Raw genomic sequence first — 22,589 nt, 5'->3', positions numbered from 1 at the left:
CTTTGCCCCTCGAGCACCCCAGCAGGAAACTTAGTTTCCTGCACCTTCGTTTAATAATTGATTTTTGGACATTATTTTTTATTTAGATCGTTTTATTGTGTGATTATAATATTAAGGCCTGTGTGGTGCGCCCTTGCCAACGGAGCAGGGTTTCAAAAATGTCAGAGATCCGGCAAGGAATCCGAGATATATGTCGACCCTGGTGGGATAGCGCCTATGGGGCGAAGCCCTTTCGCGGTTTCCTCTGCCATCAGCCCAGCCACGTCGCCGGGCTGCTGCCCAGTTTCATGGCCGGGCCCTCCATCGCGGGCGTCTCCTGCAGCAAGGCGGCATGGCGCACGGCGGTCAGTTCGCCAAAGTCGCTGGCATGGGTTTCCAGAAGGTCGGCAATATTCTCCTGGCTGGGCTCAATAACGGAAAACCCATCCGCCATCCGGCCCAGGCTGCGAATCCACATCCCCGTGCGCGCCAGTGAGACCCTCACCCGCCAGGAGCCGCCCTCCTCCGCCCGACGGATCATCGCCGCCATCACCCCGGTGGCCAGAAGATAGCCGCTCGCATGGTCCAGCGCCTGGCAGGGCAGAACCCGTGGCAGGGCATCGCCAGCGGCGGCGGCCTCATCGGCATTCATGCCCGTTGCGGTCTGGGTCAGGCTGTCAAAGCCACGCTTGCCGCCCCATGGCCCCATCACGCCATAGGCCGAGAGATGGCCAATGATGATGCCCGGGCGCAACGCCGCCATGCGCTCATCCGAGAAGCCGAGGGAGGCCAGCGCGCCCTCGCGATAGCTGCGCAGCATGGCATCGGCGCCGGTGAGCAATTCGGCGAAGCGCGCCCCATCCTGCCGCAAATCCAGGGCCGCATTGCGCTTGCCGCGCCCGGTATCCATCACCAGTGCTGGAATGCTGGGCAGATGCGGCGCGGTGATATGCAGCACATCGGCACCATGCGCCGCCAGGGTGCGCCCGGCCACCGGGCCGGCAATCACCCGGGTGAGATCGAGCACCCGCAAGCCCTGCAGCGGGCGTGCGGCGGCGGCGGGCAGCGGGGTTTTCGGCGCCTCGCCAATGCGCTCGATGGTGATAAGCGGCTGGGCCGCCAGGGCATCGCTTTGCGGATGCGCCAGCCATTGCGCATGGCTGCGCAGGGCGGAGACGCAAAGCCCTGCCGCTGTGGCCTCGGTTTCAAATGCCAGGCTGCGGCGGGTGAGCAATTCGCCCGCCACCGCCTCGCGCGTTGGCGCGCAGGCCAGAAGCGCCAAAATACCCGCCCGATGATGGGGAAAATTGGTATGCAGCCGCACAAAGCCATCAGCCGTGGGGTAGAGGCCGGCGATGGAGTCCCATGATTCATGAGCCTCGCCGCCATTGAGGCGAAGATGTCGCTCGCTGCGGAACTCCACCGCGGCATGGCGCATATCCACGGCCACGGCCTGCAGCGCTGCCCCCCGGGCAGCATGCAGTGCCGCCGCGGCCAGCCCGCTGGCGGCGATGGAGGCCTGGGCCGCCGCATCCACCCTGAAGGAGGAGCGCAACACCGGCGCCTCCCCCGTCAGGCGAGCCATGGCGGCCAAGCTGGTCGGCAGGCCCACCGCCTGCATCAGGTCATTCATCATAATGGCAAAGAGGGTGTCACGCCCGGCAGGCGCTTGCCAGCCCGGCCCCTCAGAGGGCGAAACTCAGCCCGCGAGGCTCACATGCGCTGCAACCACCCGCCAGCCTTCGCCGGGGAAGCGCACCCAGGACTGGGTCTGCCGCCCCACCCGTGTCAGGCCCGGGCGGGTGAATTCGGTCCAGGCAATGCCATGGTCCGGCCCATAGGTGGTGATGATGGTGCGGGTCAGCGCCCGCTCAGCCTGGGCTGGACGGGCGGCACGGAAAGCCGCGATCTCGGCATGGCCATAGAGATGCTCGTTGATCCCATAACGCACCGTCTCCGGCGCCACCTTAAAAATCTCGTCCAGCACCGCGACGTCATTGGTGTTGAGTGCCACCTCATAGCGGTTGAAGGCGTCAGTCAGCCCGGCCAGGGCTTCGGGGTTGTTCACTTCCATCAGCAATCTCCTTATGCGCGGCATCTGGTCCGACCAAACCTCGGGGCTTTAGCAGGCTAGCCCCTCCCACTAGAAAAATGAACAAAATCAATAATAAAACGAAGGTGCAGGAAACTGAGTTTCCTGCTGGGGTGCTCGAGGGGCAAAGCCCCTCGATCTTGTTTCCCCGCGCTTTTCGTTCTTCCGCAGCCTGTTGGATGGTTAGCCCTAGGTTTTGGCCGCCAAATGTGCCCGCCAGCCGCCGCGTGCCGAAATGTCAGGCAAGCCTGCCAGCCCTGCGGGTTCGGCGATGAAGCCGAGCGGCGCGGAGCCATCCGCCAGCCGCACCCGGGTAAAGCCCAGTGGCGGTGGAATCTCCGCCAGGAAGGGGCCGAGCGAGGCCGCCGGAATGGCCCAGACCTCACCCAGAATGGCCACACCCCCCTCGGCCACCCGCAGCATGCCCGGCCGTGGCCCCATATCGAATAGGCGATATTCCTCGGTGGTCCGCCCCTCGGCGATGAAGCGCCCGCCATGGCGCAGCACCTGGTGGTTCAGCCCCAGCCCCGACATATGCGCACCAATGCAGAACAGCGCGATATCCTCGGCGCCGATCACGGGCTGCGGCAGCGTCTCGCCCATGAAAGCCGCACCCAGCGCGGCCAGGCGGGCCTCGGAAAAGGCCGCTCCCACCAGGGTGATGCCGCAGGGCACGCCATCGCCGCGCCGGCCATTGGGCAGCGCCAGAGCGGCGAGGTCGCAGAGATTGACGAAATTCGTATAGGTGCCCAGGCGCGAATTGGCGGCGATGGGCTCGGCCTGCAAATCGGCCAGGCTGGGCAGGCCCGGATGGGTGGGCAGCAGCAGGGCATCAGCCTGGGTGAAAATCCCCCCCGCATGCAGCCGCGCCTGGGCTGCGGCATGGAAATCGGCAAAGGCATCCACGGTCAGCTTGTTGAGACCGCCTTGCAGAATGCAGCGGGTGATGGGGTGCAGCGTCTGGGGTGCATGCTCCACCCGCGCGCGGATGGCCTCAGTGCGCTCGGCCACCCAGGCGCCCTCGTAAAGCCGGCGGGCCACGGCCAAAAGCGGTGCGATATCCACCCGGATGATCGTGGCACCCGCCGCGGCGCAGGTGTCGATCGCTGCTGCAAAGCGGGCCGCGTCATCGGCGGTGTCGAAGCTGAGCTGTTCGGCCAGCGGCACCGCGATTCGGCAGGAAGGGGCAGGGGCGCCCAATGCCCGCCAATGCGCCGGTGCTGGGCGGGAATAGGGGTCTGCCGCGTCCGGGCCGGCGGCGAGTTGCAGCACCTCGGTCGCATCCGCCACGCCATGGGCAAATATGCTCACGCAATCGAGGCTGCGGCAGGCCGGCACCACGCCGTGTGTGGGCAGCAGGCCCAGGCTGGGCTTGAGCCCCACCAGCTCCTGCGCCGCGGCCGGAATGCGGCCACTGCCCGCAGTATCGGTGCCCAGGGAGAAGGCGGCGATGCCGGCGGCCACAGCGGTGGCCGAGCCGCTGGAGGAGCCACCCGGAACATAATCAGGCATAATCGCATTGCGCGGCGTGCCATGCGGGCTGCGCACCCCCACCAGGCCGGTGGCGAATTGGTCGAGATTGACCTTGCCAACCAGCAGCGCCCCCGCGGCGAGAAGCCGCTGCACCACCGGTGCATCCTCGGCTGGCATGACAGCGGCATCGGGGCAGCCGGCGGTGGTGGGCAGGCCGGCACAGTCGATATTGTCCTTCACCACGAAGGGAATGCCCCAGAGCGGCCGGCCGCAGGGCCCCTCCGCCGTCAGGGCTCCGGCCCGGGCGCGCAGCGCATCGGGCGCCACCTGGGTGATGAAGAGTGCAGGGTCGGCAAAGGCGGCGATGCGCTCCAGCACCTCCTCGGCCACCTTCATCGGCGAAGCCCCGGCCGCGTAATGCGCCCGCAGCCCGGCAAAATCCCGCCAGCTCATCGCAGCAATTCGGCCGCTGCCCGCAGCAGCGCGCCACCGGGGCGGCGCAGCGCCTCGAGGATGGTGAAGTGATTGGCGGCGGCCACCGGCAGCAGCGGCCCCGGCGCATGCGCCGCCGCACGCATGGCATGAAAATCGCGCGATTGCCGGCAAAGCTCCGGCAGTTCCGCGCTGCCATAGGCAATGGCGATGGGTTTCTGCACCACCGGGCGGCGAATGGGCGAGAGGCTCAGAATCTCCTCATCCGTCAGGCCGAGCTTCTCATTGAGATAGGTGTCGCGGATCGGCCCCAGCTCGAAAATGCCCGAAATGGCGAGCCCCGCGGCCACGGCCGGATGCTCGGCCCCCATGGCGGTGAGATGGCCCCCGGCCGACCAGCCGCTCAGCACGATGGGCCCGCCCATGCCATGCTGCCCGCCATGCGCGCTCAGCCAATCGAGCGCTGCATGCACCTGCCAGGTGATCTGCGTGAGGCTGGCCTCAGGGGCGAGTGAATAGCCATGCACCGCAAAGCCCCAGCCCATGGCCAGCGCGCCCTCGGCCATGGTCCAGAAATCCTGCCGCCGGTTGCGCTGCCAGTATCCGCCGTGGATGAAGGCCAAAATCGGCGCCGCCGGGTCCGAAGCGGGCCACAGATCCCAGGCCTCGCGCTCAGTCTCGCCAAAGGCCATGGCGGCCAGGGGCGGGGCCATGAGGGCCGAGGCGGCGGCGCGCTCGGCGATCAGCGCCGCCGCATCGGGCACCGCGGTGTTGTTATTATAGGCTAGGTCGCGCTGTTTCTGCGATGCGGTGGCCCAATCCATGGCGCTATCCCCTCAGCTGATCACGCGGATGGGGCTGCCGGCCTGGAAGGCTTCGATCACCTCGACAGCAGTCTCAAAATAGGCCCGGTAATTCTCCTCCGACACATAGCCCAGATGCGGCAGCAGCACGGTGCGCGGGGCGGATAGGATCGGATGATGGGGCGGCAGCGGCTCCGCATCGAAGACATCGAGCCCTGCCCCGGCGATGCGGCCCTCATGCAGGGCGGCGAGCAGGGCCGGCTGATCGATCAATGGCCCGCGGCTGGTGTTCACGATCACCGCGCTGGGCTTCATCGCCGCCAGTTCCGCCGCGCCGACAATCCCGCGTGAGCGATCGGACAAAATGAGATGCAGCGAGACCACATCCGCCATGCGGAACAATTCCGCCTTGGAGACCCGGGTGGCACCGGCCGCGGCGGCGGCCTCATCGGTGAGGTTCTGTGACCATGCCACCACGCTCATGCCAAAAGCCGCGCCAACCCGGGCGACCCGGGAGCCGAGCTTGCCCAAGCCGACAATGCCCAGCACCTTGCCCTCCACCGTGTGGCCCAGATGCCCAGCGCCCAGCATTTGCTGCCAGCGCCCGGCGCGCAGATTGGCCTGCTGCTCCGCCAGCCCGCGCATGGTGTTCAAAATCAACCCCCAGGTGACATCCACCGTGGGCGCACCAAAGCTCGAGGTGCCGCAGAAGGTGATGCTGCGCTCGGCGCAGGCGGCGGCGTCGATGCCGCGATTGCGCTCGCCGGTCGTGATGAGGAGCTTGAGATTGGGCAGCCGCTCTATCAGGGCGCGGTTGAAGGGGGTGCGCTCGCGCATTGCCAGGATCGCATCGAAGGGCATCAGCCGCGCGACGAGCGCGTCCTGATCGGTGATCGTGTCACGAAAGACGGTCTTTTCCAGGCCCGCCAGCCGCTCCCATGGTCCTCGCTGCAGCACTGCGCCCTGGTAATCATCGAGGATGGCAAGGCGGGTGAGGCTTGGCATGGGCATATCCTGTGTCTGATGCCGATTGGCGGGAATTTCTGCGCTCAGTCAATGGTCAGGCCGTATGATCCCCGTTATCCACTGCGAACGAACCTATCATCACGACAAACCACACGGTTAAGATGATGAATTGAGAGTCGGATTCCCTGAAGGACCACCAGCGCCCCATGTCAGCCGCCGCCCAACCGAATGCGCATACGCTGCCTGGGGCCGATGCCTTCCGGCTGCGCGCAGGGAATTTCAATCTTCTGGTGCTGCGCCTGCTCGATGGTCGGCCTGAGGTTGTGCTGCCCGCGCTGGGCGATCAATTCCGCCGCGCCCCTGGCTTTCTGCGCTTCGCCCCCATTGCCATCAGCCTCGACGATCTGCAGGTCTCGCCGGGGGAGGTGGATTTTGCCGGGCTGATCGCTGGCCTGCGCGGTTTGGAGATCATGCCCATCGGCGTGGTCGGCGGCACGCCGGCGATGCGCCAGGCCGCCACGGCTGCGGGCCTCTCCACATTGCGCCCCGCCGGCGGCACCCCCGCTCCCGCCCCGGAAGAGGCCCCAGCGCCCGCCGCCGAACCCGCCCCACCGGCGGTGGCCCCGGATTTTCGCGGCAGCGGCAGCAATGCCATGCTGGTGACCCAACCGGTGCGCTCCGGCAGCCGCATTTACGCCGAAGGGGCCGATCTCATCATCATCGGCACCGTCAATCCCGGTGCAGAGGTCATCGCCGACGGCAATATCCACATCTATGGCGCCCTGCGCGGCCGGGCCGTGGCCGGCGCCAATGAAAACCCCGATGCGCGCATCTTCGCGCTGAATTTCGACCCGGAGCTGATCGCCATCGCAGGTTTCTATGCGGTGCGGGAAGGCCTGAGCGGTGCGCCCATTGGCCGCGCCGTGCAGGCACGTCTCGATGGCGAAGCGCTGCATTTCGAGAAACTTTAGGAGCCCCCCCGAACATGGCACAGGTCATCACCGTTACATCCGGCAAGGGGGGCGTGGGCAAGACCACCTCCTCCGCCGCCATCGCCACCGGCCTTGCCCAGCGCGGCAAGAGAACCGTTGTGATCGATTTCGACGTCGGTCTGCGCAATCTCGACCTTATCATGGGGGTCGAGCGCCGCGTGGTGTTTGATATCGTCAATGTGATCAATGGCGAGGCCAAGCTCAGCCAGGCGCTCATCAAGGATAAGCGGATCGATGGCCTCTTCATCCTCCCCGCCAGCCAGACGCGTGACAAGGACGCGCTGAGCAAGGAGGGTGTGGGCATCATCATCGAAGAACTCATGAAGGAGTTCGACTACGTCCTTTGCGATAGCCCCGCCGGCATCGAGAAGGGCGCGCTGATGGCGCTCTATTATGCCGATCAGGCGATTGTGGTGACCAACCCCGAGGTGAGTTCGGTGCGCGATAGTGACCGCATCCTGGGCGTGATCCAAAGCCGCTCCAAGCGGGCCGAGGAGAAGCGCGAACCGGTGAAGGAGCATCTCCTCGTCACCCGCTACGACCCGGTGCGGGTCGAGCGTGGCGAAATGCTCAAGCTGGAAGACATCCGCGAAATCCTGGCCATCCCGCTTCTGGGCGTGATCCCGGAGAGCGAGAGCGTGCTCAAGGCCTCCAATACCGGCAATCCGGTGATTATGGACGTCGAAAGCCCGGCCGGGCAGGCCTATACCGACGCCGTGGGCCGCTTCCTGGGCGATGACCGGCCGCACCGCTTCCTGGAGGTCGAAAAGAAGAAGACCGGCCTGTTCGGCCGGCTGTTCGGTGGGAGGGCTGCCTGATGTCCTGGTTGGATATTTTCCGCGCGCGCGAAAAACCAAAACCCGTCACGGCATCGCTTGCCAAGGATCGGCTGCAAATCATCCTGGCGCATGAGCGTGTTGGCCGGGGCAGGGAGGATTTCCTGCCGAAGCTGCAACAGGAGTTGATCGCCGTCGTGGCACGCTATGTCGCCGTTGACCCCGAGAAGGTTAAGGTCAACCTGGAGCGTGGCCAGGGCAGCAGCGCCCTTGAGATCAATATCGAATTGCCGGGCAATGGCACGGCAGGGCGTTCCGCTGCGGCATAAAGCCCCCAAGCCCCTGGCGGCCATGCCGCCCGTGCCGCCGCAATCTGGCGGCGAGGGCGGCATTATTAACCGCCTTGGTGATTTCACCGCGAGGCAAGCTGTTCTAGCCTGCCCGCATGCCGAATCTGCAAGACGCGCTGGCCTTCATCGCCGCGCATGAGACCCCCTGGCCCCGCGACCTGCGCGCCCATCTGGAAGGTGGCTTCTTCGAGCCGCCGCCCTTCAACACGCTGCTTGGCCCCATGTCGCCGCGCGGGCCGACCAATGCTGTGATCTACCAGCATGGCCAATGCGTCGGGCAGATCGGCAATAGCCTGCAGATCGACCAGACCTTCTCGGTGGCCAAAAGCTATCTCGCCATCCTGGCCGGCATCGCCGTGGCCGATGGGCTTATTGCCGATATCGACCGGCCGGTGCGCGAACTCGTCGATGATGGTGGCTTTGACAGCGGGCAGAATGCCCCCATCACCTGGCGGCATTTGCTCACCAATACCTCCGAATGGGAGGGCACGCTGTTCGACAAGGCCGACAGCATCGATCGTGGCCGCCAACTCGCCACCGAAGGCGGCGCCACCAAGGGCAATCGCAGCCTGCAGGCTGCCGGCACGCATTGGGAATACAATGATGTGCGGGTGAACCGCCTCTCCCTTTCCCTGATGCGCGTCTTCGGCAAGCCGCTGCCCGATATCTTCGCCAACCGAATCATGATCCCCATTGGCGCCTCCGATGACTGGCGTTGGGAGGGTTATTCCAATGGCTGGGTCGAGGTGGGCGGCCTGCCGATGCAGGCGGTGCCGGGCGGCTCGCATTGGGGTGGTGGTATTTCCATTCATGCCCAGGATATGGCCAAGGTGGGCATGCTCGTCGCCCAAGGGGGGGCCTGGGCGGGGCGGCAGCTTGTACCGGCAGAATGGCTCGCCACCTGCACCACGCGCTGCGCGCTCAACCCGGCCTATGGCTTCCTCTTCTGGCTCAACACGTCACGGGCGAAATGGCCAGCGGCGAGCGAGCGCGCCTACTGCTTCTCCGGCGCGGGCGGCAATACAACCTGGATCGAGCCTGAGCAGGGTATCGTGGCGGTCTTCCGTTGGCTCGACCCTGCACATCTCAATGAAGCCATGGGGCGGGTGCGGGCCGCCCTGGCATGAGTTGGTCTGCCGATTGGTCGCATCGCGTGCGCTGGGCCGAATGCGACCTGCATGGCCATGTCAACCACACCGCCTATCTGGTGATGTTCGAGGATATGCGGGTCGCCCATTGGGAGAGCCTGGGCCAGAGTTTTAAGCCCAACTCGGTGGGGCCCGTCGTTGCCCAACTCACCATCCGCTATCTGGCACCGCTGGCCTTTGGCGATGAGGTGAGCCTGAGCCTGAGGGTGCTGAGCCTGCGGCGCACCTCCTTCATCCATGAGTACAAGGTGCTCAAGGATGGCCAGCCGGTTTTCGAATGCCTCGCGGTGTTGGTTTGCGTCGATAATGCCACCGGCGCGCGCATTCCCATCCCGCCCGAGGCCCGGCGCCTGATGATCGAACGTGATGGCGCGGCGGCCGAATAATGTGTTGATCACCGGCGCGTCATCCGGCTTGGGTGATGCGCTGGCCCGGGCCTGTGCGGCCCCTGGGGTGACGCTGCATCTCTCCGCCCGCAATGCCGCGCGGCTGGAGGCCACCGCCCAGGCTTGCCGTGAACTGGGTGCCACCGTGCTGCCCCAGATCATCGATGTGCGTGACACCAATTCCATGGCCGATTGGATCACCCATGCTGGCCGGCTTGATCTCGCCATTGCCAATGCCGGGATCGGCACCGGCACCGGTGAGGGCACGGAGGATGCCGCCGCCGCCCGCCATGTCTTCGAGACCAATATCAATGGCGTGCTCAACACCGCCCTGCCGGCAATGGATGTGATGGCGGGGCAGGCACCGGCCGAGGATGGCTGGCGTGGCCATATCGCGGTGATTGCCTCCATCGCCGCCTTTGTCGCCGGCCCCAGCGCGCCGGCCTATTGCGCCAGCAAATCCGCGGTGCAGCGCTGGGCCGAGGCGCGCGACCATAGCGAGCGCAAGCGCGGCATTCGCATGCATGCCATCTGCCCCGGCTTTGTTCGCACGCCGATGACCGCGGATAACCCATTCCCCATGCCCTGGCTGATGACGCCTGAAGATGCGGCCCGGCGCACCCTCGAGGGTATTGCTGCGGGCAGACTGAGAATTGCCTATCCGCGCCGGCTTTACGCTATCGCCCGCCTGGTGGGGGCGCTGCCGCCGCTATGGCGGGCCGCCCTGCTGGGCCGCACGCCGCCCAAGCCGGCAGCAAAACCCGGCGGCTGAAACCGCATAGTCGGCGGAATAAACTGCCGCGCCGCCGCTCGCCCGCCGCGCTTTCCATCCCCCGCAAACTTGCGGCACTGCACCAAAGCGCTATGTTTCCCCCAGCCACACGGAATTAAAAGGGACAGGCGTTTTCATGAAGGTTTTGGTCACCGCCAAGCGCGTTGTGGACTACAACGTCAAAATCCGCGTCAAGGCGGACCACTCCGGGGTTGAGACAGCCAACGTCAAGATGTCGGTCAACCCCTTCGATGAGATCGCCATCGAAGAGGCCGTCCGCCTCAAGGAGAAGGGTGTCGCCAGCGAGATCATCGTGGTCTCCGCCGGCCCCGCTGCCGCTTCGGAACAAATTCGCACCGGCCTCGCCATGGGCGCTGATCGCGGCGTGCTGGTGCAGCATGATGGCGTGCTGGAGCCGCTGGTCGTGGCCAAGCTGCTGGCCGCCATCATCGCCAAGGAGCAGCCCGGCCTGGTCATTCTGGGCAAGCAGGCGATTGATGACGACATGAATGCCACCGGCCAGATGCTGGCCGGGCTGCTGGGCTGGGCCCAGGGCACCTTCGCCTCCAAGCTGGAGGTCAAGGGCGAGACCGCCGTGGTCACCCGCGAGGTCGATGGCGGTCTGGAGACGGTCGAGGTCAAGCTGCCCGCCATCATCACCACCGATCTGCGCCTCAATGAGCCGCGCTATGCCTCGCTGCCCAATATCATGAAGGCGCGTAAGAAGACGATCGATACCCTCACCCCCGCTGATCTCGGCGTGGACCCCACGCCGCGCCTGACGGTGCTCAAGGTGGAGGAACCGCCTACCCGCAAGGCAGGCGTGAAGGTGGGCTCCGTGCAGGAGCTTGTGGAAAAACTGCGTGGCGAAGCGAAGGTGATCTGACCATGGCCATTCTCATTCTTGCCGATCATGACGGCACCGCCATCTCCCAGCCCAGCCGCAGCGCTGTGGCAGCGCTCGCCGCCCTCGGCCCGGTGCATCTGCTGCTGACCGGCGCCAATGCCGCCGCCGCCGCCCCCGCCGCCGCCGCCGTGGCCGGTGTGGAAGCCGTGCTGGTGGCCGAGGATGGCGCCCATGCCGTGCCCGCCGTGGAGGGCCTCGCCGCCATGGTCGTGGGCATGGCCGGTGGCTATAGCCACATCGCCGCCCCCGCCTCGGCCACCGGCAAGAACCTGATGCCGCGAGTCGCCGCCCTGCTCGATGTGCAGCAGATTTCCGAAGTGGCCGGCGTGGTGGATGCCGATACCTTCATCCGCCCGATCTATGCCGGCAATGCCCTGGCCACGGTGAAGAGCGCCGATGCGAAAAAGGTGCTGACCATCCGCGCCGCCAGCTTCGATGCCGCCCCCGCCACTGGCGGTACGGCCCGGATTGAAACCATCGCCGCCCAGGCCGGCTCTCCCCTCTCCACCTTCCTCGGTGCCGAGGGCGTGAAGAGCGAGCGGCCGGATCTGACCTCGGCCAGAATCGTGGTCTCGGGCGGCCGCGCGCTCGGCTCCTCGGAGAATTTCCACCTGATCGACAGCCTGGCCGATACGCTGGGTGCGGCCGTCGGCGCCTCGCGCGCGGCGGTCGATAGCGGCTACGCCCCCAATGACCATCAGGTGGGTCAGACCGGCAAGATCGTGGCCCCAGACCTCTATATCGCGGTGGGCATTTCGGGTGCCATTCAGCATCTGGCCGGCATGAAGGACAGCAAGTTCATCGTGGCGATCAACAAGGATGAGGAAGCGCCGATCTTCCAGGTCGCCGATTACGGCCTAGTGGGTGACCTCTTCGCCGTGGTGCCCGAACTCACAGCGGCATTGCAAACAAAGTGACGGAACTGGTTCTCACGGCGGCGCCGGCCGCGCCTGCGCCGGAAATCCGCAGCGTGGGCGTGGTCGGCGGTGGGCAGATGGGCCGCGGCATCGCCCAGGTCTTCGCCGCCTCCGGCTTTCCGGTGGTCCTGGCTGATATCAGCCAGGAAGCCCTGAATCACGCGCTGAAAATGGTCGAACGCGACATGCAGCGCCGCGTCGATCGCGGCAGCATGACCGCGGAGGATCGGGAAAATGCCCGCCTCAACCTCACCACCACCACCGATTACGCGGCCTTCGCCGAGAGTGATCTGGTGATCGAGGCGGTCACCGAGAATGAGGGCCTGAAGAACACCATCTTCAAGAACCTCCAGGCCCATATCAAACCCAGCACCATTCTGGCGACCAATACGAGCAGCATCAGCGTCACCCGGCTTGCCGCAGCGACGGATCGGCCCGAGCGTTTCATCGGCATCCACTTCATGAACCCCGCCCCGGTCATGAAGCTGGTGGAGGTGACTCGCGGCCTGCCGACCGATGAGCCCACTTTCCAGGCCGTGGCGGCGCTCGCGGAGCGCATCGGCAAGCGCCTCGTCTCCTCCGCCGATACCCCCGCCTTCATCGTCAACCGCATTCTGATCCCGATGATCAATGAGGCGGTCTATGCGCTGTATGAGGGTGTGGGCGATATTCTGGCGATCGATAGCGCCATGAAACTCGGCGCCAACCACCCGATGGGCCCCTTCGAACTGGCCGATTATATCGGCCTCGATACCTGCCTGGCGGTGATGCGGGTGCTGCATGAGGAGCTGGGCGACAGCAAGTATCGCCCTTGCCCGCTCCTGGCGAAATATGTCGATGCGAATTGGCTGGGCAAGAAAACCGGCCGCGGCTTTTACGACTACACGGTCACCCCGGCCCGGCCGACGCGTTAGGGAGAAAGCGGGCAGGGGGCCTTCGCCAGATGCCCCCACCCCCTACCGGCCCATGGCGAAGCGGCGTATGCGCTGGGGCATGAACACATCCTCCACGCGCCCCTCCGGCCGTATCCCCGCCGCCTTGCGCGGGCTTTCGATGGACACTGGCTTTTCGAAGCACGCCGAGGGCTCCTGCCTCATTCGCATGGGCAATACTGAAGTCCTCTGCACCGCCTCGGTCGAGACCCGGGTGCCGCCCTTCCTCCGCGGCAAGGGCGAGGGCTGGGTCACCGCCGAATACGGCATGCTCCCCCGCGCCACCCATACCCGCGGTGATCGTGAAGCGGCGCGCGGCAAGCAATCCGGTCGCACCCAGGAAATCCAGCGCCTGATCGGCCGCTCGCTGCGCGCCGTGGTGGACCGCAAGGCCATGGGCGAGATGAGCATCACCGTCGATTGCGACGTGCTGAACGCCGATGGCGGCACACGCTGCGCCTCTATCTCCGGCGCATGGGTCGCGCTGCACCTGGCGCTGAAGCATTGCGTGGCCAATAATATCCTCAGCGCCATCCCGCTGATGGATCAGGTGGCAGCGGTGAGCTGTGGCATTTTCGGCGGCGTCTGCGTGCTCGACCTTGATTATGCCGAAGACAGCAATGCCGAGGCGGATGCCAATTTCGTCCTCACCGGCGCCGGCGGTCTGGTCGAAGTGCAGGGCACTGCCGAGGGCGCGCCCTTCTCGGAGGGCCAGTTGCTCGAATTGCTGGGCCTGGCCAGGCTCGGCACGGCGGAGATCTTCGCCGCCCAGAAGCGGGCTGTCGGCCTTGCCTGAGGTCCGGCGGCTGATGCCGCCCGGCCGGCTGGTTCTGGCCAGCCATAATGCAGGCAAGCTGCGTGAGTTGCGTGCCTTGCTCGCGCCGCGCGGCTTTGCGGTGGTGAGTGCTGGCGAACTCGCCTTGGCCGAACCGGCCGAGACGGGCACCAGCTTCGAGGAGAATGCCGCGATCAAGGCGCTGGCCTCGGCCCGCGCCACGGGCCTGCCGGCGCTGGCCGATGATAGCGGGCTGATGGTCGCAGCCCTCGGCGGTGCCCCGGGGGTTTATACCGCCGATTGGGCGATGGCCGATGATGGTGGCCGCGATTATGCCGTTGCCATGGCCCGGGTGGCGCGCGAGGTGGGCGACAACCCCAATCGCCGCTGCGCCTTCGTCTCCACCCTCGCCCTCGCCTGGCCGGATGGGCATGTGCAGTTTCACGAGGGCCGGGTGGAGGGCCATTTCGTTCACCCGCCACGCGGCAGCGGCGGCTTTGGCTATGATCCGATGTTCATCCCCGAAGACGAGACCCGAACCTATGGCGAGATGACCCCGGAAGAGAAAGCCCGCACCAATCATCGCGCCCGGGCTTTCCAGGCATTTGCCAGCGCCTGTCTGGACTGACGCGCTGCCTTCCGCCACACCCACGGCGCATGAGCAATATCCCCCCAACCCGTGCCGCGGCACTGGCGCATCTTGAGGCCTTCGCCCCGCGCATGGGCCGGCTCTATGCCGCCGGGCGCAATACCGACCCCGGCCCAGGCCAGCGGCAGGATGTGAGCGAACTTTCCGCCCATATCCGCCATCGCCTCATCACCGAGGAGGAGGTGGTGCGTCTGGCCCTGGCCCATCACGGCGCAGAGGCGGCGGAAAAATTCATCCAGGAGGTGTTCTGGCGCAGCTATTGGAAGGGCTTTTTAGAACTGCGCCCCAGCATGTGGCGGCATTTCGAAAGCAAGGTCGCCGCCGATCAGGCGCGCCTGGCCACCGATGCCCTGCTGCGCGGCCGCCACGAAATGGCAATGATGGGCCTCACCGGCATCGAATGCTTCAACGCCTGGGTCCATGAATTGAAGGAGACCGGCTATCTGCACAATCATGTGCGGATGTGGTTCGCCGGCATATGGATCTTCACCCTGAAGCTGCCCTGGGCGCTGGGGGCGGATTTCCTCCTGCACCACCTCAAGGATGCCGATCCGGCCTCCAATACCCTCAGCTGGCGTTGGGTGGCGGGCATTCAGACCCCGGGCAAGCATTATGTGGTGCGGCCGGAGAATATCGAGCGCTACACCAATGATCGCTTCAACCCCGAGGGCGAGTTGGATGTCTGCTGCGAGCCGCTCAATGAACCGCCCCCCCCGCCGCCGGGCAGCCTGCCACCGGCCGATGCGGCGCGCGGCCGCATCGCCCTGCTGCTGCATAGCGATGACGTGACCTTCTGGCCCGAACGCTGCGAGGTGGTGGCGCTGGCCGGGCTTTCCGTGGCCAGGCCCTGCGCCGATGGCGCTGCCAATTTCGCCGAAGCCGCGCTTGAGGATGGGCTGGCCATGGCCGAGGCCAGGCTGGGTGCCCCGGCGGCACGGCTGACACCGGGTAGCCTCGCGGCATGGGCCATGGCGCAGGATGTCGATGCCATAGTGACGCCTTGGGCTCCGGTGGGCTGGGTGGCCGATGCCCTGGCGGTGGCCGCTTCGGGCGTTACGCTGCTGCGCGCCCGCCGCGCCTGGGACAGCACCTGCTGGCCCCTGGCCCGCGCCGGCTTCTTCCCCTTCAAGGACAAAATCCCGACAATCCTGCAGGAATTGTCGATCGCGCCCGACGCCCTGCCGCTCTTTGGCCGCTGACCATCACCGCAGCCCGCGCCGGCTGATGATAGACAAGCAAAGACTTGGGGTATCATCCGTTCAAACGGAATCGTTTGAGCGGATAGAGATGCGCGACAAACAAAAGTTTAGAGCCTGTGCAGTGAGCCGTGGCGAAGGAAGCAGGCTCTAGCCTTTGTTTTGCCGCATTTTCCCAGTCGCCTTGCGAAGCCGCAAGGCTTGAAAATGCTCTAATCCCCCGGCAGCCACACTTTGAAGGTGGCGCCTTGCCCCGGCTCACTCTCGATGATGAGTTGGCCGCGGTGGCGATTGACGATGTGCTTGACGATGGCAAGGCCCAGGCCGGTGCCGCCGGTGCCGCGGCCGCGGCCCTGCTCCACCCGGTAGAAGCGCTCGGTCAGGCGCGGAATATGCTCGCGCGGAATGCCCGGGCCATCATCGGAGATGGCGAGCAGGATGCCCGGCCGGTTGGGAAGGCGCGGCCCGCCGCCGGTCACCCGCGTGAGGCTCGCGCGCACCAGCCCCTCGGTTTTGCCGTGGCGCAGGGCGTTCTCCAGCAGATTGCGCAGCACCTGCGCCAATTGCTCGGTATCGGCGGGGCTGGCCAAAAGGCTGGGCGGTGCGGCAATCTCGATGCGCGTGCCCTTCGCCAGGGGCTCCAGCGCCACCGCCTCGGCCCGCAGCAATTCCGCCACATCGGTCTCGCCCTGCGGCGGCTGATGTTCCGACAATTCGATGCGCGAGAGGCTCAGCAGGTCATCGATGAGCATGCGCATCCGCTCACCCTGCGTGGCCATGATGCCCAGAAAGCGCTCGCGCGCCTCCGCATCATCCTGCGCCGGGCCGCGCAGGGTCTCAATGAAACCGATCAGGCTGGCGAGTGGCGTGCGCAATTCATGGCTGGCATTGGCGACAAAATCTGCCCGCATGCGCTCGACAGCGCGCATCTGGCTGCGGTCGGAGAGCACGACCACCACCCGGCCGCCATCGGCGAGCGGCGGGTTCATCGGGATAGCCTGGGCGTGCAACTCGCGGGCGACGGGCACGGGCAGGTGCAAATCCGTCCCCTGTGCCGTTTGCTCGGCCAAGGCCCGCTCCACCGCCCCTGACAGGGCCGGGTGGCGCAGCAGCGCCGCCAGATCCCCCCCCGCGCCCGATTTGAGGCCAAAAAGCTGCCGTGCCGCGCGATTGGCGCGCAGCGCCGAGCGATCCTCCGCCAGCACCAGCAGCGGGTCCGGCAGGTTTTCGACAATGGCCTCATCGGCCGCGCGCAACCGGCCAACCAGGGCGCTGCGGGCCTGCAGGCTGCGGGCGAGGCGTGTCAGCGCCTCCTCGATATCCGCCACCGCCGGCAGGCGGGGGGTGCGGAAGGGGCGGGAGGATGCATCATCATCCGCCGCCGCCGCCTGCAGCGCCGCGGAGAGCCGGGCCGTATGCACCAGCCAGCATGGCCAAAATGGCGCTGCGGGTGGAAACCTCCTCGGTCAGCAACAGCACCAGCTGCACCAGCAGGGGCACCGCACCGAGAATAAGGGCGGTGCGCAGCAGGCGGCCCAGCGGGGGCATCAGCTGCCCGGCCCGCCGGGAATCGGCGCTGCGTCTCGCAGCACGGCCTGCCCGTTCTGGAATTCGAGAATGGCCAAGCCGCGCCCCAGCACGCCATCTGCCATCAATCGGATCGGCCCATCGGCACCCTGAAACGCCATGCCAATGAGCAAGGCGCGGCCCCCCTCGCGCGCAGCACGGGCTGCAAGGGCCGCCGCATCATAGGCTGTGCCGGCAAGGCGGGCGGGCCTTTCGCCAAAATTCTCCAAGAAGCGGTTGTCAAAGCTGTTGCGCGCAGCGGGATCGGGCCCGGTGAAGCCAGCGCCCGCCAGCACGCTCTCCTGCGCAATCTGGCCATCGCCTGCCCAGAGATGGGTGCCAAACAGCCGCGGCATGGGTGCGAGCCCCGCCGCCACCAGCCCCTGGACGGCCTGCCGCGCCGCCGTGCCGGCCTGGGACAGGATCAGCGCATCCACCCCGCCCTCCGCGGCCAGGCGGGCGGTGAAATCCCGGCCATTTTGGCCTGCATCTGAGCCGGGCCGGGTGAGCATCACCACCGGTGCCGGCAGCCCCGCCTCGGCCAGAATGCTGCGCAGCGCCGCCACCAGCCGGCGGCCAAATTCATCATCGGCGCCGAGCAGGCCGATGCGGCGCTGCCCGCCCGAGACCGCGACACTGGCCAGGCGGCGCGCGACCTGCGCCGGGGTCACGCCCAGCACCCACACGCCATTGCCTGCCTGGCTTTCATCGCTGGTGAAGGAGAGCATGGGTACCGAGGCGGCCTGGGCCGGGCCCGCGGCGGCTGCGGTCTCTCCCAGGGTGAGGGGGCCGATCAGCACGCCCGCGCCATCGCCAATCGCTGCCCGCGCGGCCTCCAAGGCCCCCGCGGCGGAGCTGCGGGTGTCACGCGGCAGGAATTCAATCATCGTGTCGCTTTGGTCGAACAGCGCCAATTGCGCGGCATTGAGCATGGAATGCCCCAGCGCCGCATTGGGCCCCGAGAGCGGCAGCAGCAGGCCCACGCGCTGGCGCGCCACCGCCGCAGCCGCAGCCGGCGGCGCCATCACCGGCGCCTGCCAGGCCTGGGCTGCGGGTGCCCGCGGCCTCGCGGCCTGCTGTCGCACTTGCGGTGCACAGCCGATCAGGGCCAACACTGCCATCACCCATGCAAGACGCATCCACCAATCTCCCTGCCGCCGGCATTTCGCCCCCACCAGGCCCCCAACCGGGGCTGACCCTGGTGGCGACGCCGATTGGCAACCTTGACGATATCTCACCACGCGCACTGGCCGCCCTGGCGGGGGCGGATGCCGTGCTGTGCGAGGACACCAGGGTAACCTCTAAGCTGCTCGCAAGACATGGCATTTCCATAACGCTTTGGCCACTGCATGATCACAATGAGGAGGCACAATTGCCGGGCTTGCTGGCCCGGCTGCGTGATGGTGCGGCCTTGGTGCTGGTGAGCGATGCCGGCACGCCTCTGATGAGCGACCCCGGCTTTCGCCTGGTGCGTGCCGCCATTGCGGCCGGTGTTCCGGTGCATGGCATTCCAGGCGCCAATGCGGCTGTGCTGGCGCTGATTCTCTCCGGCCTGCCGCCGCATCCCTTCATGTTCGTGGGCTTTCTGCCGGCGAAAGCGGGTGCGAGGGACGCCGAATTGGCGCGTTTCAAGGCCATGGAGCAGGCAGGCCTATCCGCCACGCTGGTCTTCTATGAGGCGCCGCATCGCGCCGCCGAAACCCTCGCCGCCCTGGCGGCATCGCTGGGCGAAACCCGCCCCGCCGCCCTGGCGCGCGAATTGACCAAGCGTTTCGAGGAGGTGCGGCGCGGTTCTCTGGCCGTGCTCGCCCAAGGGGCGCTGGACGACCCGCCGCGCGGGGAGGTGGTCTTGCTGGTGGGGCCCGCCCCCAACGAGGCAATGGGCCAGGCCAGCCTCGATGATGCGCTGGCGGTGGCGATGGCCGCCATGAGCCTGCGCGATGCCGCCGCCAGCGTGGCGCTGGCCCATGGCCTGCCGCGAAAATCTGTCTATGCCCGCGCGCTAGAACTCGCCGCCGAGAAAAAGCGTCCAGATTAATTCCAAATGTTGCATGCCAGGGGCGAGATTCTGTATAACGCCCGCTGCTGCGCGTTCATCCGCGTGGTGCCTGCTGTCCGGCGTTCCCATGGGGGTGGGTTCGCGCTATCAAGGCAGCGGCCAGGGGAGTGTGGGGATGTTTGTTGCTTCCGGCGTGATGCGCTCGGCCTTTGCCGTGGCTTTGCTGTGCGGTTTGGCTGCCTGCGGTGGCAATGCCGGGCGGCCGGGGCCCACGGCGGCCCATAACAGCGCCGCACGCAGCTATGACCCTCCAGGCCCGCCTTCTGACCCTTGGGGGCCCTATATCCGCGAAGCGTCGCGCCGTTTCGATGTGCCCGATCGCTGGATCCGGGAAGTGATGCGCCAGGAATCCGGCGGAAGGGCCACCGCCACCAGCCCTGTCGGCGCCATGGGGCTGATGCAGGTTATGCCCGGCACCTATCGGGAACTCCAGTCGCGCTACGCCCTGGGCGATGATCCTTATCATCCCTATGACAGCATCATGGCTGGCACAGCCTATCTGCGTGAGATGTATGATCTCTTCGGCTCGCCCGCCTTCCTTGCGGCCTATAATGCTGGCCCGCGCCGGCTTGAGAATTACCTCTATAACCGCTCCGGCCTGCCCAATGAAACGCGCAACTATGTGGCGCGCATTGGCCCGGGCGTGCTGCGGGCCAGCCCAGTGCGCCGCGCGCCGCCAGAGGTCTATGCCGCTGCTGAACTCCCGGTGCGCGTGCCGCCGGGCCCGCGTAGGATGGACAGTGCCACAATGATGGCCCTGCAGGAGCAGCGTGACCTGCGCGAGCAGAATGCCCGCTATGCCCGCCTGCCAGACCCTGAGCCGGCAACGCCGATCCTCACCGCAGCCCGAGCCACGGCCCCCGCCATGGCCCGCCCGGTTGCCTTGGCCAGCGGCGGGGTGGTGGCGATGGAGCCCATCGCCGATGGCTCCACCCCTGGCGGCCAGCAGGCGATGGCAGAGAGCGCGGCGCGCGCCGGCACAGCGCAGGTCGGCACAGCGCAGGTCGGCACAGGGCAATCTGGCACCTCTCTGGCTGGCTACGACCAGCCGCCGGCGGAGCGGCGGGTGATCGCCGCCGCCATGGAGCCCATCGCCGATGGCAGCACGCCCGAGGGTGCAGCCGCCCTAGCCGAGAGCGCCAACCGGCAGGCCATGGCCAATTCTCCCACCGGCCCGCTCGCCCGGCCTGTCTATACGCCGAGCCCGGCCCGGGCGAATGGCCCTAACCTTGCCGCTGCATCATCGCCTCGCCGCTTTGGCCTGATCGGTTCGGCCCAGGCCGCCAGCCTGTCGCCGGAGATTCGCCCAGTTGTGGCGAATACCAGCGCAAGCTGGGCGGTGCAGGTGGGGGCCTTCTCCGATGAGCGCCAGGCGCGCAGCGCCGCGGATGCGGTCGGCGGCGGGCGGGTGCAGGTGCAGCCGGTCCGCGTTGGCCGCTCCACCCTTTATCGCGCCCGCGTCGTGGGCATGACGCAAGGCGGCGCGCAACAGGCCTGTGGCCGGGTGCGCGGCCCCTGCATCGTGCTCAGCCCCGACGCGCAGGGGTAATGCTGGCAGGGTGGAGCATGATGCGTTGCGGCGGAACCGCCATAAACGCTGCTTTATTCTCTCAACAATGGCTGGACCACGCGGCGTGAACCCAGCCTGGGCTGGGCATCCAGCCTCGCCCGCCTCAGGGCCAGGCCTGCCAGACCAAATGCAGCCCCAGCAGCACCAGCGCGGCGAAAAAACAGCGCCGGAACAGCGCCTCATTCAGCCGCTGCCGCAGCATGCTGCCCAGCGCCTGGCCCAGCAGCGCCGGCAGCAAGGCGAGGGCTGAGCCACCAAGCTCCGCCAGACCCAAATGCCCAGAACCGCCGATCACCAAGGCGAGCGACAGCGCCGAGACCAGCAGCGAGACACCCATCGCCTGTACCAAACGCTCCCGCGGCAGGCCGCTGGCCTGCAGCCATGGCACCAGCGGAATGACGAAAATCCCGGTGCCGGCGGTAATCACCCCGGTGACCAACCCGGTTGGAATGGCCAGCCGGGCCGAGGCGCGCGGTGACAGGCTGAGCCGCAAGGCGCTGACGCCCAGCAATCCATAAGCCACCACCATGCAGCCCAGGCCCAGCCCCGCGAGCCGCCCACCCAGCCCGCCCCAGGCCCACCAGCCGGCGCACGTGCCCAGCACCACGGCGGCCAGCATGGGGCCGAGTTGGCGCAGCAGCCCGGGCAATCCCGGCCCCGCCATCTGCACCATATTGGTGACGATGCTGGGCACCAGCAGCAGCGAGGCAGCCTGCAGCGGGTGCAGCCATAGCCCCAGTAGACCCATGGCGATGATGGGCAGCCCCAAACCCACCACGCCCTTCACCAGCCCGGCCAGGGTGAAGATCAGGGCAATGGCGATGCCCTCGGTCACGCCCGCCGGCCCGCCGCTACCATGCCGGCCCCAGCGGCCGCTTGCCCGCACCGCCCGCCGTCTCACGCACGAAAACCGGCCAGGCCAGGCCCGAGACGCGCCCGCGCAGGCTGCGCAACAATTCCAGCGCCCGCGCATCCGGCACGGCAAAGCGCGCAGTGCCCGGCGCGGCGTCCAGCGCATGCAGATAATAGGGCTTGATGCGATGCGCCAACATGGTGCGCAACAGCCCCTCCAACGCCGCTAGGCTGTCATTCACCCCGGCCAGCAGCACGGATTGGCCGAGCAGCACCACGCCCGCACCATGCAGCGCCCGCAGCGCCGGCCCGGCAGCGGGGCCGAATTCCTGGGCGTGATTGGCATGCACGCACAGATAAAGCGGCGTCTCCAGCCGCAGCGCCGCCAGCAATTCGGGCGTGATCCGGCTGGGTTCGGCCACCGGCACGCGGCTATGGATGCGCAGGGTGTGGATATGCGGCAGCGCCGCCAGCCGGCCCAGAATATGGGCCAGCCGCCGGGGCGAGAGCATCAGCGGGTCGCCGCCGGTGAGAATGACCTCCCCCACCTCCGGATGCGCCGCAAACCAGCCCAGCGCAGCCTCAAGCTCCGCCTCGTTCAGCAAACCGCCATCGGGGCCGACATGTTCGCGCCGGAAACAAAACCGGCAATAGACCGGGCAGGCCAGCAGCGGCTTGAGCAGCGCGCGGTCGGGGTAGCGGTGCACCACGCCCTTGATGGGCGTGAAGGGGGCATCGGCGGTGGGGTCGGCCATTTCATGCGGCTGGCTGAGCGCCTCATCGGCATGAGGGATGTATTGCCGGCCCACAGGATCATCGGGCGAGGCGATTCGCGCCTGGACCTCCGGCGTGAGAGCGATGGCATAGCGCGATTGCAGCGCGCTGAGCGCGGGCAGCGCCGCGGCGGTGATCAGCCCGGCATCGAGCAGGGCCGCAGCATCACGTAGGGTTTTTTGGGGCAGGGCCATGGTGGGCTGGCAGTAGCTGGGCTAGGGCA

Annotated in this window: 24 protein-coding genes; 14 read left to right on the top strand and 10 right to left on the bottom strand. The window is 67.1% G+C overall.

The genetic code is table 11. From position 1 onward, the window contains the following. Positions 1–250 precede the first annotated feature (250 nt). From ABWP84_RS06045 to ABWP84_RS06025, 5 genes are all read right to left on the bottom strand, one after another. Positions 251–1,615, bottom strand: a complete 1,365-nt coding sequence (locus tag ABWP84_RS06045; RefSeq protein ID WP_353211106.1) for a CoA transferase — start codon at positions 1,613–1,615, stop codon at positions 251–253. 63 nt (positions 1,616–1,678) lie between these two features. After that, complete coding sequence (hpxZ, locus tag ABWP84_RS06040) at positions 1,679–2,053, bottom strand: oxalurate catabolism protein HpxZ (protein ID WP_353211105.1); 375 nt, start codon at positions 2,051–2,053, stop codon at positions 1,679–1,681. 207 nt (positions 2,054–2,260) lie between these two features. Further along, positions 2,261–3,997 (bottom strand): allophanate hydrolase, encoded by a 1,737-nt coding sequence (atzF, locus tag ABWP84_RS06035; protein ID WP_353211104.1) that lies wholly within the window; start codon positions 3,995–3,997, stop codon positions 2,261–2,263. Next, positions 3,994–4,800 (bottom strand): alpha/beta hydrolase, encoded by an 807-nt coding sequence (locus tag ABWP84_RS06030; protein WP_353211103.1) that lies wholly within the window; start codon positions 4,798–4,800, stop codon positions 3,994–3,996. The genes atzF and ABWP84_RS06030 overlap by 4 nt, the downstream gene beginning before the upstream one ends. Before the next feature lie 12 nt (positions 4,801–4,812). Continuing rightward, complete coding sequence (locus tag ABWP84_RS06025; RefSeq protein ID WP_353211102.1) at positions 4,813–5,784, bottom strand: D-2-hydroxyacid dehydrogenase family protein; 972 nt, start codon at positions 5,782–5,784, stop codon at positions 4,813–4,815. A gap of 167 nt (positions 5,785–5,951) precedes the next feature. Here ABWP84_RS06025 and minC point away from each other — a divergent pair, with 167 nt between their 5' ends. From minC to ABWP84_RS05965, 12 genes are all read left to right on the top strand, one after another. Beyond that, positions 5,952–6,716 (top strand): septum site-determining protein MinC, encoded by a 765-nt coding sequence (gene minC / locus ABWP84_RS06020; protein WP_353211101.1) that lies wholly within the window; start codon positions 5,952–5,954, stop codon positions 6,714–6,716. Between the two features lie 14 nt (positions 6,717–6,730). Continuing rightward, positions 6,731–7,555 carry a septum site-determining protein MinD gene (minD, locus tag ABWP84_RS06015; RefSeq protein WP_353211100.1) on the top strand — a complete coding sequence of 275 codons (825 nt, stop codon included), beginning with the start codon at positions 6,731–6,733 and terminating at the stop codon, positions 7,553–7,555. Continuing rightward, the gene (minE, locus tag ABWP84_RS06010; RefSeq protein WP_353211099.1) at positions 7,555–7,842 is read left to right on the top strand and encodes a cell division topological specificity factor MinE; all 288 of its coding nucleotides are present in this window, start codon (positions 7,555–7,557) and stop codon (positions 7,840–7,842) included. The genes minD and minE overlap by 1 nt, the downstream gene beginning before the upstream one ends. A 116-nt stretch (positions 7,843–7,958) precedes the next feature. Further along, positions 7,959–8,990 (top strand): serine hydrolase, encoded by a 1,032-nt coding sequence (locus ABWP84_RS06005; protein WP_353211098.1) that lies wholly within the window; start codon positions 7,959–7,961, stop codon positions 8,988–8,990. After that, a complete protein-coding gene (locus ABWP84_RS06000) occupies positions 8,987–9,397 on the top strand; it encodes a thioesterase family protein (protein ID WP_353211097.1) in 411 nt (136 codons plus the stop codon). Before ABWP84_RS06005 ends, ABWP84_RS06000 begins: the two co-directional genes overlap by 4 nt. Further along, entirely contained in the window at positions 9,378–10,169 is a 792-nt protein-coding gene (locus tag ABWP84_RS05995; protein WP_353211096.1) for an SDR family NAD(P)-dependent oxidoreductase, read from the top strand. Before ABWP84_RS06000 ends, ABWP84_RS05995 begins: the two co-directional genes overlap by 20 nt. 136 nt (positions 10,170–10,305) lie before the next feature. Beyond that, positions 10,306–11,055 carry an electron transfer flavoprotein subunit beta/FixA family protein gene (locus ABWP84_RS05990; RefSeq protein ID WP_353211095.1) on the top strand — a complete coding sequence of 250 codons (750 nt, stop codon included), beginning with the start codon at positions 10,306–10,308 and terminating at the stop codon, positions 11,053–11,055. 2 nt (positions 11,056–11,057) lie between these two features. Beyond that, positions 11,058–11,993, top strand: coding sequence for an FAD-binding protein (locus ABWP84_RS05985; protein WP_353211094.1), 936 nt, complete (start codon positions 11,058–11,060; stop codon positions 11,991–11,993). Beyond that, positions 11,990–12,907 (top strand): 3-hydroxybutyryl-CoA dehydrogenase, encoded by a 918-nt coding sequence (locus tag ABWP84_RS05980; RefSeq protein ID WP_353211093.1) that lies wholly within the window; start codon positions 11,990–11,992, stop codon positions 12,905–12,907. The genes ABWP84_RS05985 and ABWP84_RS05980 overlap by 4 nt, the downstream gene beginning before the upstream one ends. A gap of 79 nt (positions 12,908–12,986) precedes the next feature. Continuing rightward, positions 12,987–13,721 (top strand): ribonuclease PH, encoded by a 735-nt coding sequence (gene rph / locus ABWP84_RS05975; protein WP_353211092.1) that lies wholly within the window; start codon positions 12,987–12,989, stop codon positions 13,719–13,721. Positions 13,722–13,734: 13 nt separating this feature from the next. Continuing rightward, positions 13,735–14,328 (top strand): RdgB/HAM1 family non-canonical purine NTP pyrophosphatase, encoded by a 594-nt coding sequence (gene rdgB, locus ABWP84_RS05970; protein WP_408904242.1) that lies wholly within the window; start codon positions 13,735–13,737, stop codon positions 14,326–14,328. Between the two features lie 29 nt (positions 14,329–14,357). Next, positions 14,358–15,548 (top strand): FAD-binding domain-containing protein, encoded by a 1,191-nt coding sequence (locus ABWP84_RS05965; RefSeq protein WP_353211090.1) that lies wholly within the window; start codon positions 14,358–14,360, stop codon positions 15,546–15,548. Between the two features lie 209 nt (positions 15,549–15,757). On the opposite strand, the gene ABWP84_RS05960 is transcribed toward ABWP84_RS05965, so the two are convergent. Genes ABWP84_RS05960 through ABWP84_RS05950 form a run of 3 tightly spaced genes read right to left on the bottom strand, consistent with a single transcriptional unit; the run spans position 15,758 to position 18,232 of the window. After that, entirely contained in the window at positions 15,758–16,966 is a 1,209-nt protein-coding gene (locus ABWP84_RS05960) for an ATP-binding protein (RefSeq protein WP_353211089.1), read from the bottom strand. Then, positions 16,917–17,093, bottom strand: coding sequence for a hypothetical protein (locus tag ABWP84_RS05955; RefSeq protein WP_353211088.1), 177 nt, complete (start codon positions 17,091–17,093; stop codon positions 16,917–16,919). The genes ABWP84_RS05960 and ABWP84_RS05955 overlap by 50 nt, the downstream gene beginning before the upstream one ends. Further along, positions 17,093–18,232 (bottom strand): penicillin-binding protein activator, encoded by a 1,140-nt coding sequence (locus ABWP84_RS05950; RefSeq protein WP_353211087.1) that lies wholly within the window; start codon positions 18,230–18,232, stop codon positions 17,093–17,095. The genes ABWP84_RS05955 and ABWP84_RS05950 overlap by 1 nt, the downstream gene beginning before the upstream one ends. 5 nt (positions 18,233–18,237) lie before the next feature. On the opposite strand from ABWP84_RS05950, the gene rsmI reads away from it, so the two are divergent. Further along, positions 18,238–19,149: a 16S rRNA (cytidine(1402)-2'-O)-methyltransferase gene (gene rsmI, locus ABWP84_RS05945; protein WP_353211086.1), complete on the top strand. Its 912-nt coding sequence runs from the start codon at positions 18,238–18,240 to the stop codon at positions 19,147–19,149. A 136-nt stretch (positions 19,150–19,285) separates the two neighbouring features. After that, positions 19,286–20,719 carry a lytic transglycosylase domain-containing protein gene (locus ABWP84_RS05940; protein WP_353211085.1) on the top strand — a complete coding sequence of 478 codons (1,434 nt, stop codon included), beginning with the start codon at positions 19,286–19,288 and terminating at the stop codon, positions 20,717–20,719. A 124-nt stretch (positions 20,720–20,843) separates the two neighbouring features. Here the strand turns inward: ABWP84_RS05940 and ABWP84_RS05935 are convergent, their stop codons facing one another. Both ABWP84_RS05935 and ABWP84_RS05930 read right to left on the bottom strand, forming a co-directional pair. Then, positions 20,844–21,575 carry a sulfite exporter TauE/SafE family protein gene (locus ABWP84_RS05935; protein WP_353211084.1) on the bottom strand — a complete coding sequence of 244 codons (732 nt, stop codon included), beginning with the start codon at positions 21,573–21,575 and terminating at the stop codon, positions 20,844–20,846. Between the two features lie 16 nt (positions 21,576–21,591). Further along, entirely contained in the window at positions 21,592–22,560 is a 969-nt protein-coding gene (locus tag ABWP84_RS05930; protein WP_353211083.1) for a lysine-2,3-aminomutase-like protein, read from the bottom strand. Positions 22,561–22,589 lie beyond the last annotated feature (29 nt).

The organism is Rhodovarius sp., from assembly GCF_040399605.1.
Taxonomy (GTDB): Bacteria; Pseudomonadota; Alphaproteobacteria; order Acetobacterales; family Acetobacteraceae; genus Rhodovarius; species Rhodovarius crocodyli_A.
The sequence above is the reverse complement of the archived record's forward strand: the minus strand, read 5'-3'. Positions and strand labels throughout refer to the sequence as shown.

Bases quoted from the DNA above. Each gene is read 5' to 3' on its own strand.
- ABWP84_RS06045 (WP_353211106.1), bottom strand. From the start codon at position 1,615: ATGATGAATGACCTGATGCAGGCGGTGGGCCTGCCGACCAGCTTGGCC.
- hpxZ (WP_353211105.1), bottom strand. From the start codon at position 2,053: ATGGAAGTGAACAACCCCGAAGCCCTGGCCGGGCTGACTGACGCCTTC.
- atzF (WP_353211104.1), bottom strand. From the start codon at position 3,997: ATGAGCTGGCGGGATTTTGCCGGGCTGCGGGCGCATTACGCGGCCGGG.
- ABWP84_RS06030 (WP_353211103.1), bottom strand. From the start codon at position 4,800: ATGGATTGGGCCACCGCATCGCAGAAACAGCGCGACCTAGCCTATAAT.
- ABWP84_RS06025 (WP_353211102.1), bottom strand. From the start codon at position 5,784: ATGCCAAGCCTCACCCGCCTTGCCATCCTCGATGATTACCAGGGCGCA.
- minC (WP_353211101.1), top strand. From the start codon at position 5,952: ATGTCAGCCGCCGCCCAACCGAATGCGCATACGCTGCCTGGGGCCGAT.
- minD (WP_353211100.1), top strand. From the start codon at position 6,731: ATGGCACAGGTCATCACCGTTACATCCGGCAAGGGGGGCGTGGGCAAG.
- minE (WP_353211099.1), top strand. From the start codon at position 7,555: ATGTCCTGGTTGGATATTTTCCGCGCGCGCGAAAAACCAAAACCCGTC.
- ABWP84_RS06005 (WP_353211098.1), top strand. From the start codon at position 7,959: ATGCCGAATCTGCAAGACGCGCTGGCCTTCATCGCCGCGCATGAGACC.
- ABWP84_RS06000 (WP_353211097.1), top strand. From the start codon at position 8,987: ATGAGTTGGTCTGCCGATTGGTCGCATCGCGTGCGCTGGGCCGAATGC.
- ABWP84_RS05995 (WP_353211096.1), top strand. From the start codon at position 9,378: ATGGCGCGGCGGCCGAATAATGTGTTGATCACCGGCGCGTCATCCGGC.
- ABWP84_RS05990 (WP_353211095.1), top strand. From the start codon at position 10,306: ATGAAGGTTTTGGTCACCGCCAAGCGCGTTGTGGACTACAACGTCAAA.
- ABWP84_RS05985 (WP_353211094.1), top strand. From the start codon at position 11,058: ATGGCCATTCTCATTCTTGCCGATCATGACGGCACCGCCATCTCCCAG.
- rph (WP_353211092.1), top strand. From the start codon at position 12,987: ATGAACACATCCTCCACGCGCCCCTCCGGCCGTATCCCCGCCGCCTTG.
- rdgB (WP_408904242.1), top strand. From the start codon at position 13,735: ATGCCGCCCGGCCGGCTGGTTCTGGCCAGCCATAATGCAGGCAAGCTG.
- ABWP84_RS05965 (WP_353211090.1), top strand. From the start codon at position 14,358: ATGAGCAATATCCCCCCAACCCGTGCCGCGGCACTGGCGCATCTTGAG.
- ABWP84_RS05955 (WP_353211088.1), bottom strand. From the start codon at position 17,093: ATGCCCCCGCTGGGCCGCCTGCTGCGCACCGCCCTTATTCTCGGTGCG.
- ABWP84_RS05950 (WP_353211087.1), bottom strand. From the start codon at position 18,232: ATGGCAGTGTTGGCCCTGATCGGCTGTGCACCGCAAGTGCGACAGCAG.
- rsmI (WP_353211086.1), top strand. From the start codon at position 18,238: ATGCAAGACGCATCCACCAATCTCCCTGCCGCCGGCATTTCGCCCCCA.
- ABWP84_RS05940 (WP_353211085.1), top strand. From the start codon at position 19,286: ATGTTTGTTGCTTCCGGCGTGATGCGCTCGGCCTTTGCCGTGGCTTTG.
- ABWP84_RS05930 (WP_353211083.1), bottom strand. From the start codon at position 22,560: ATGGCCCTGCCCCAAAAAACCCTACGTGATGCTGCGGCCCTGCTCGAT.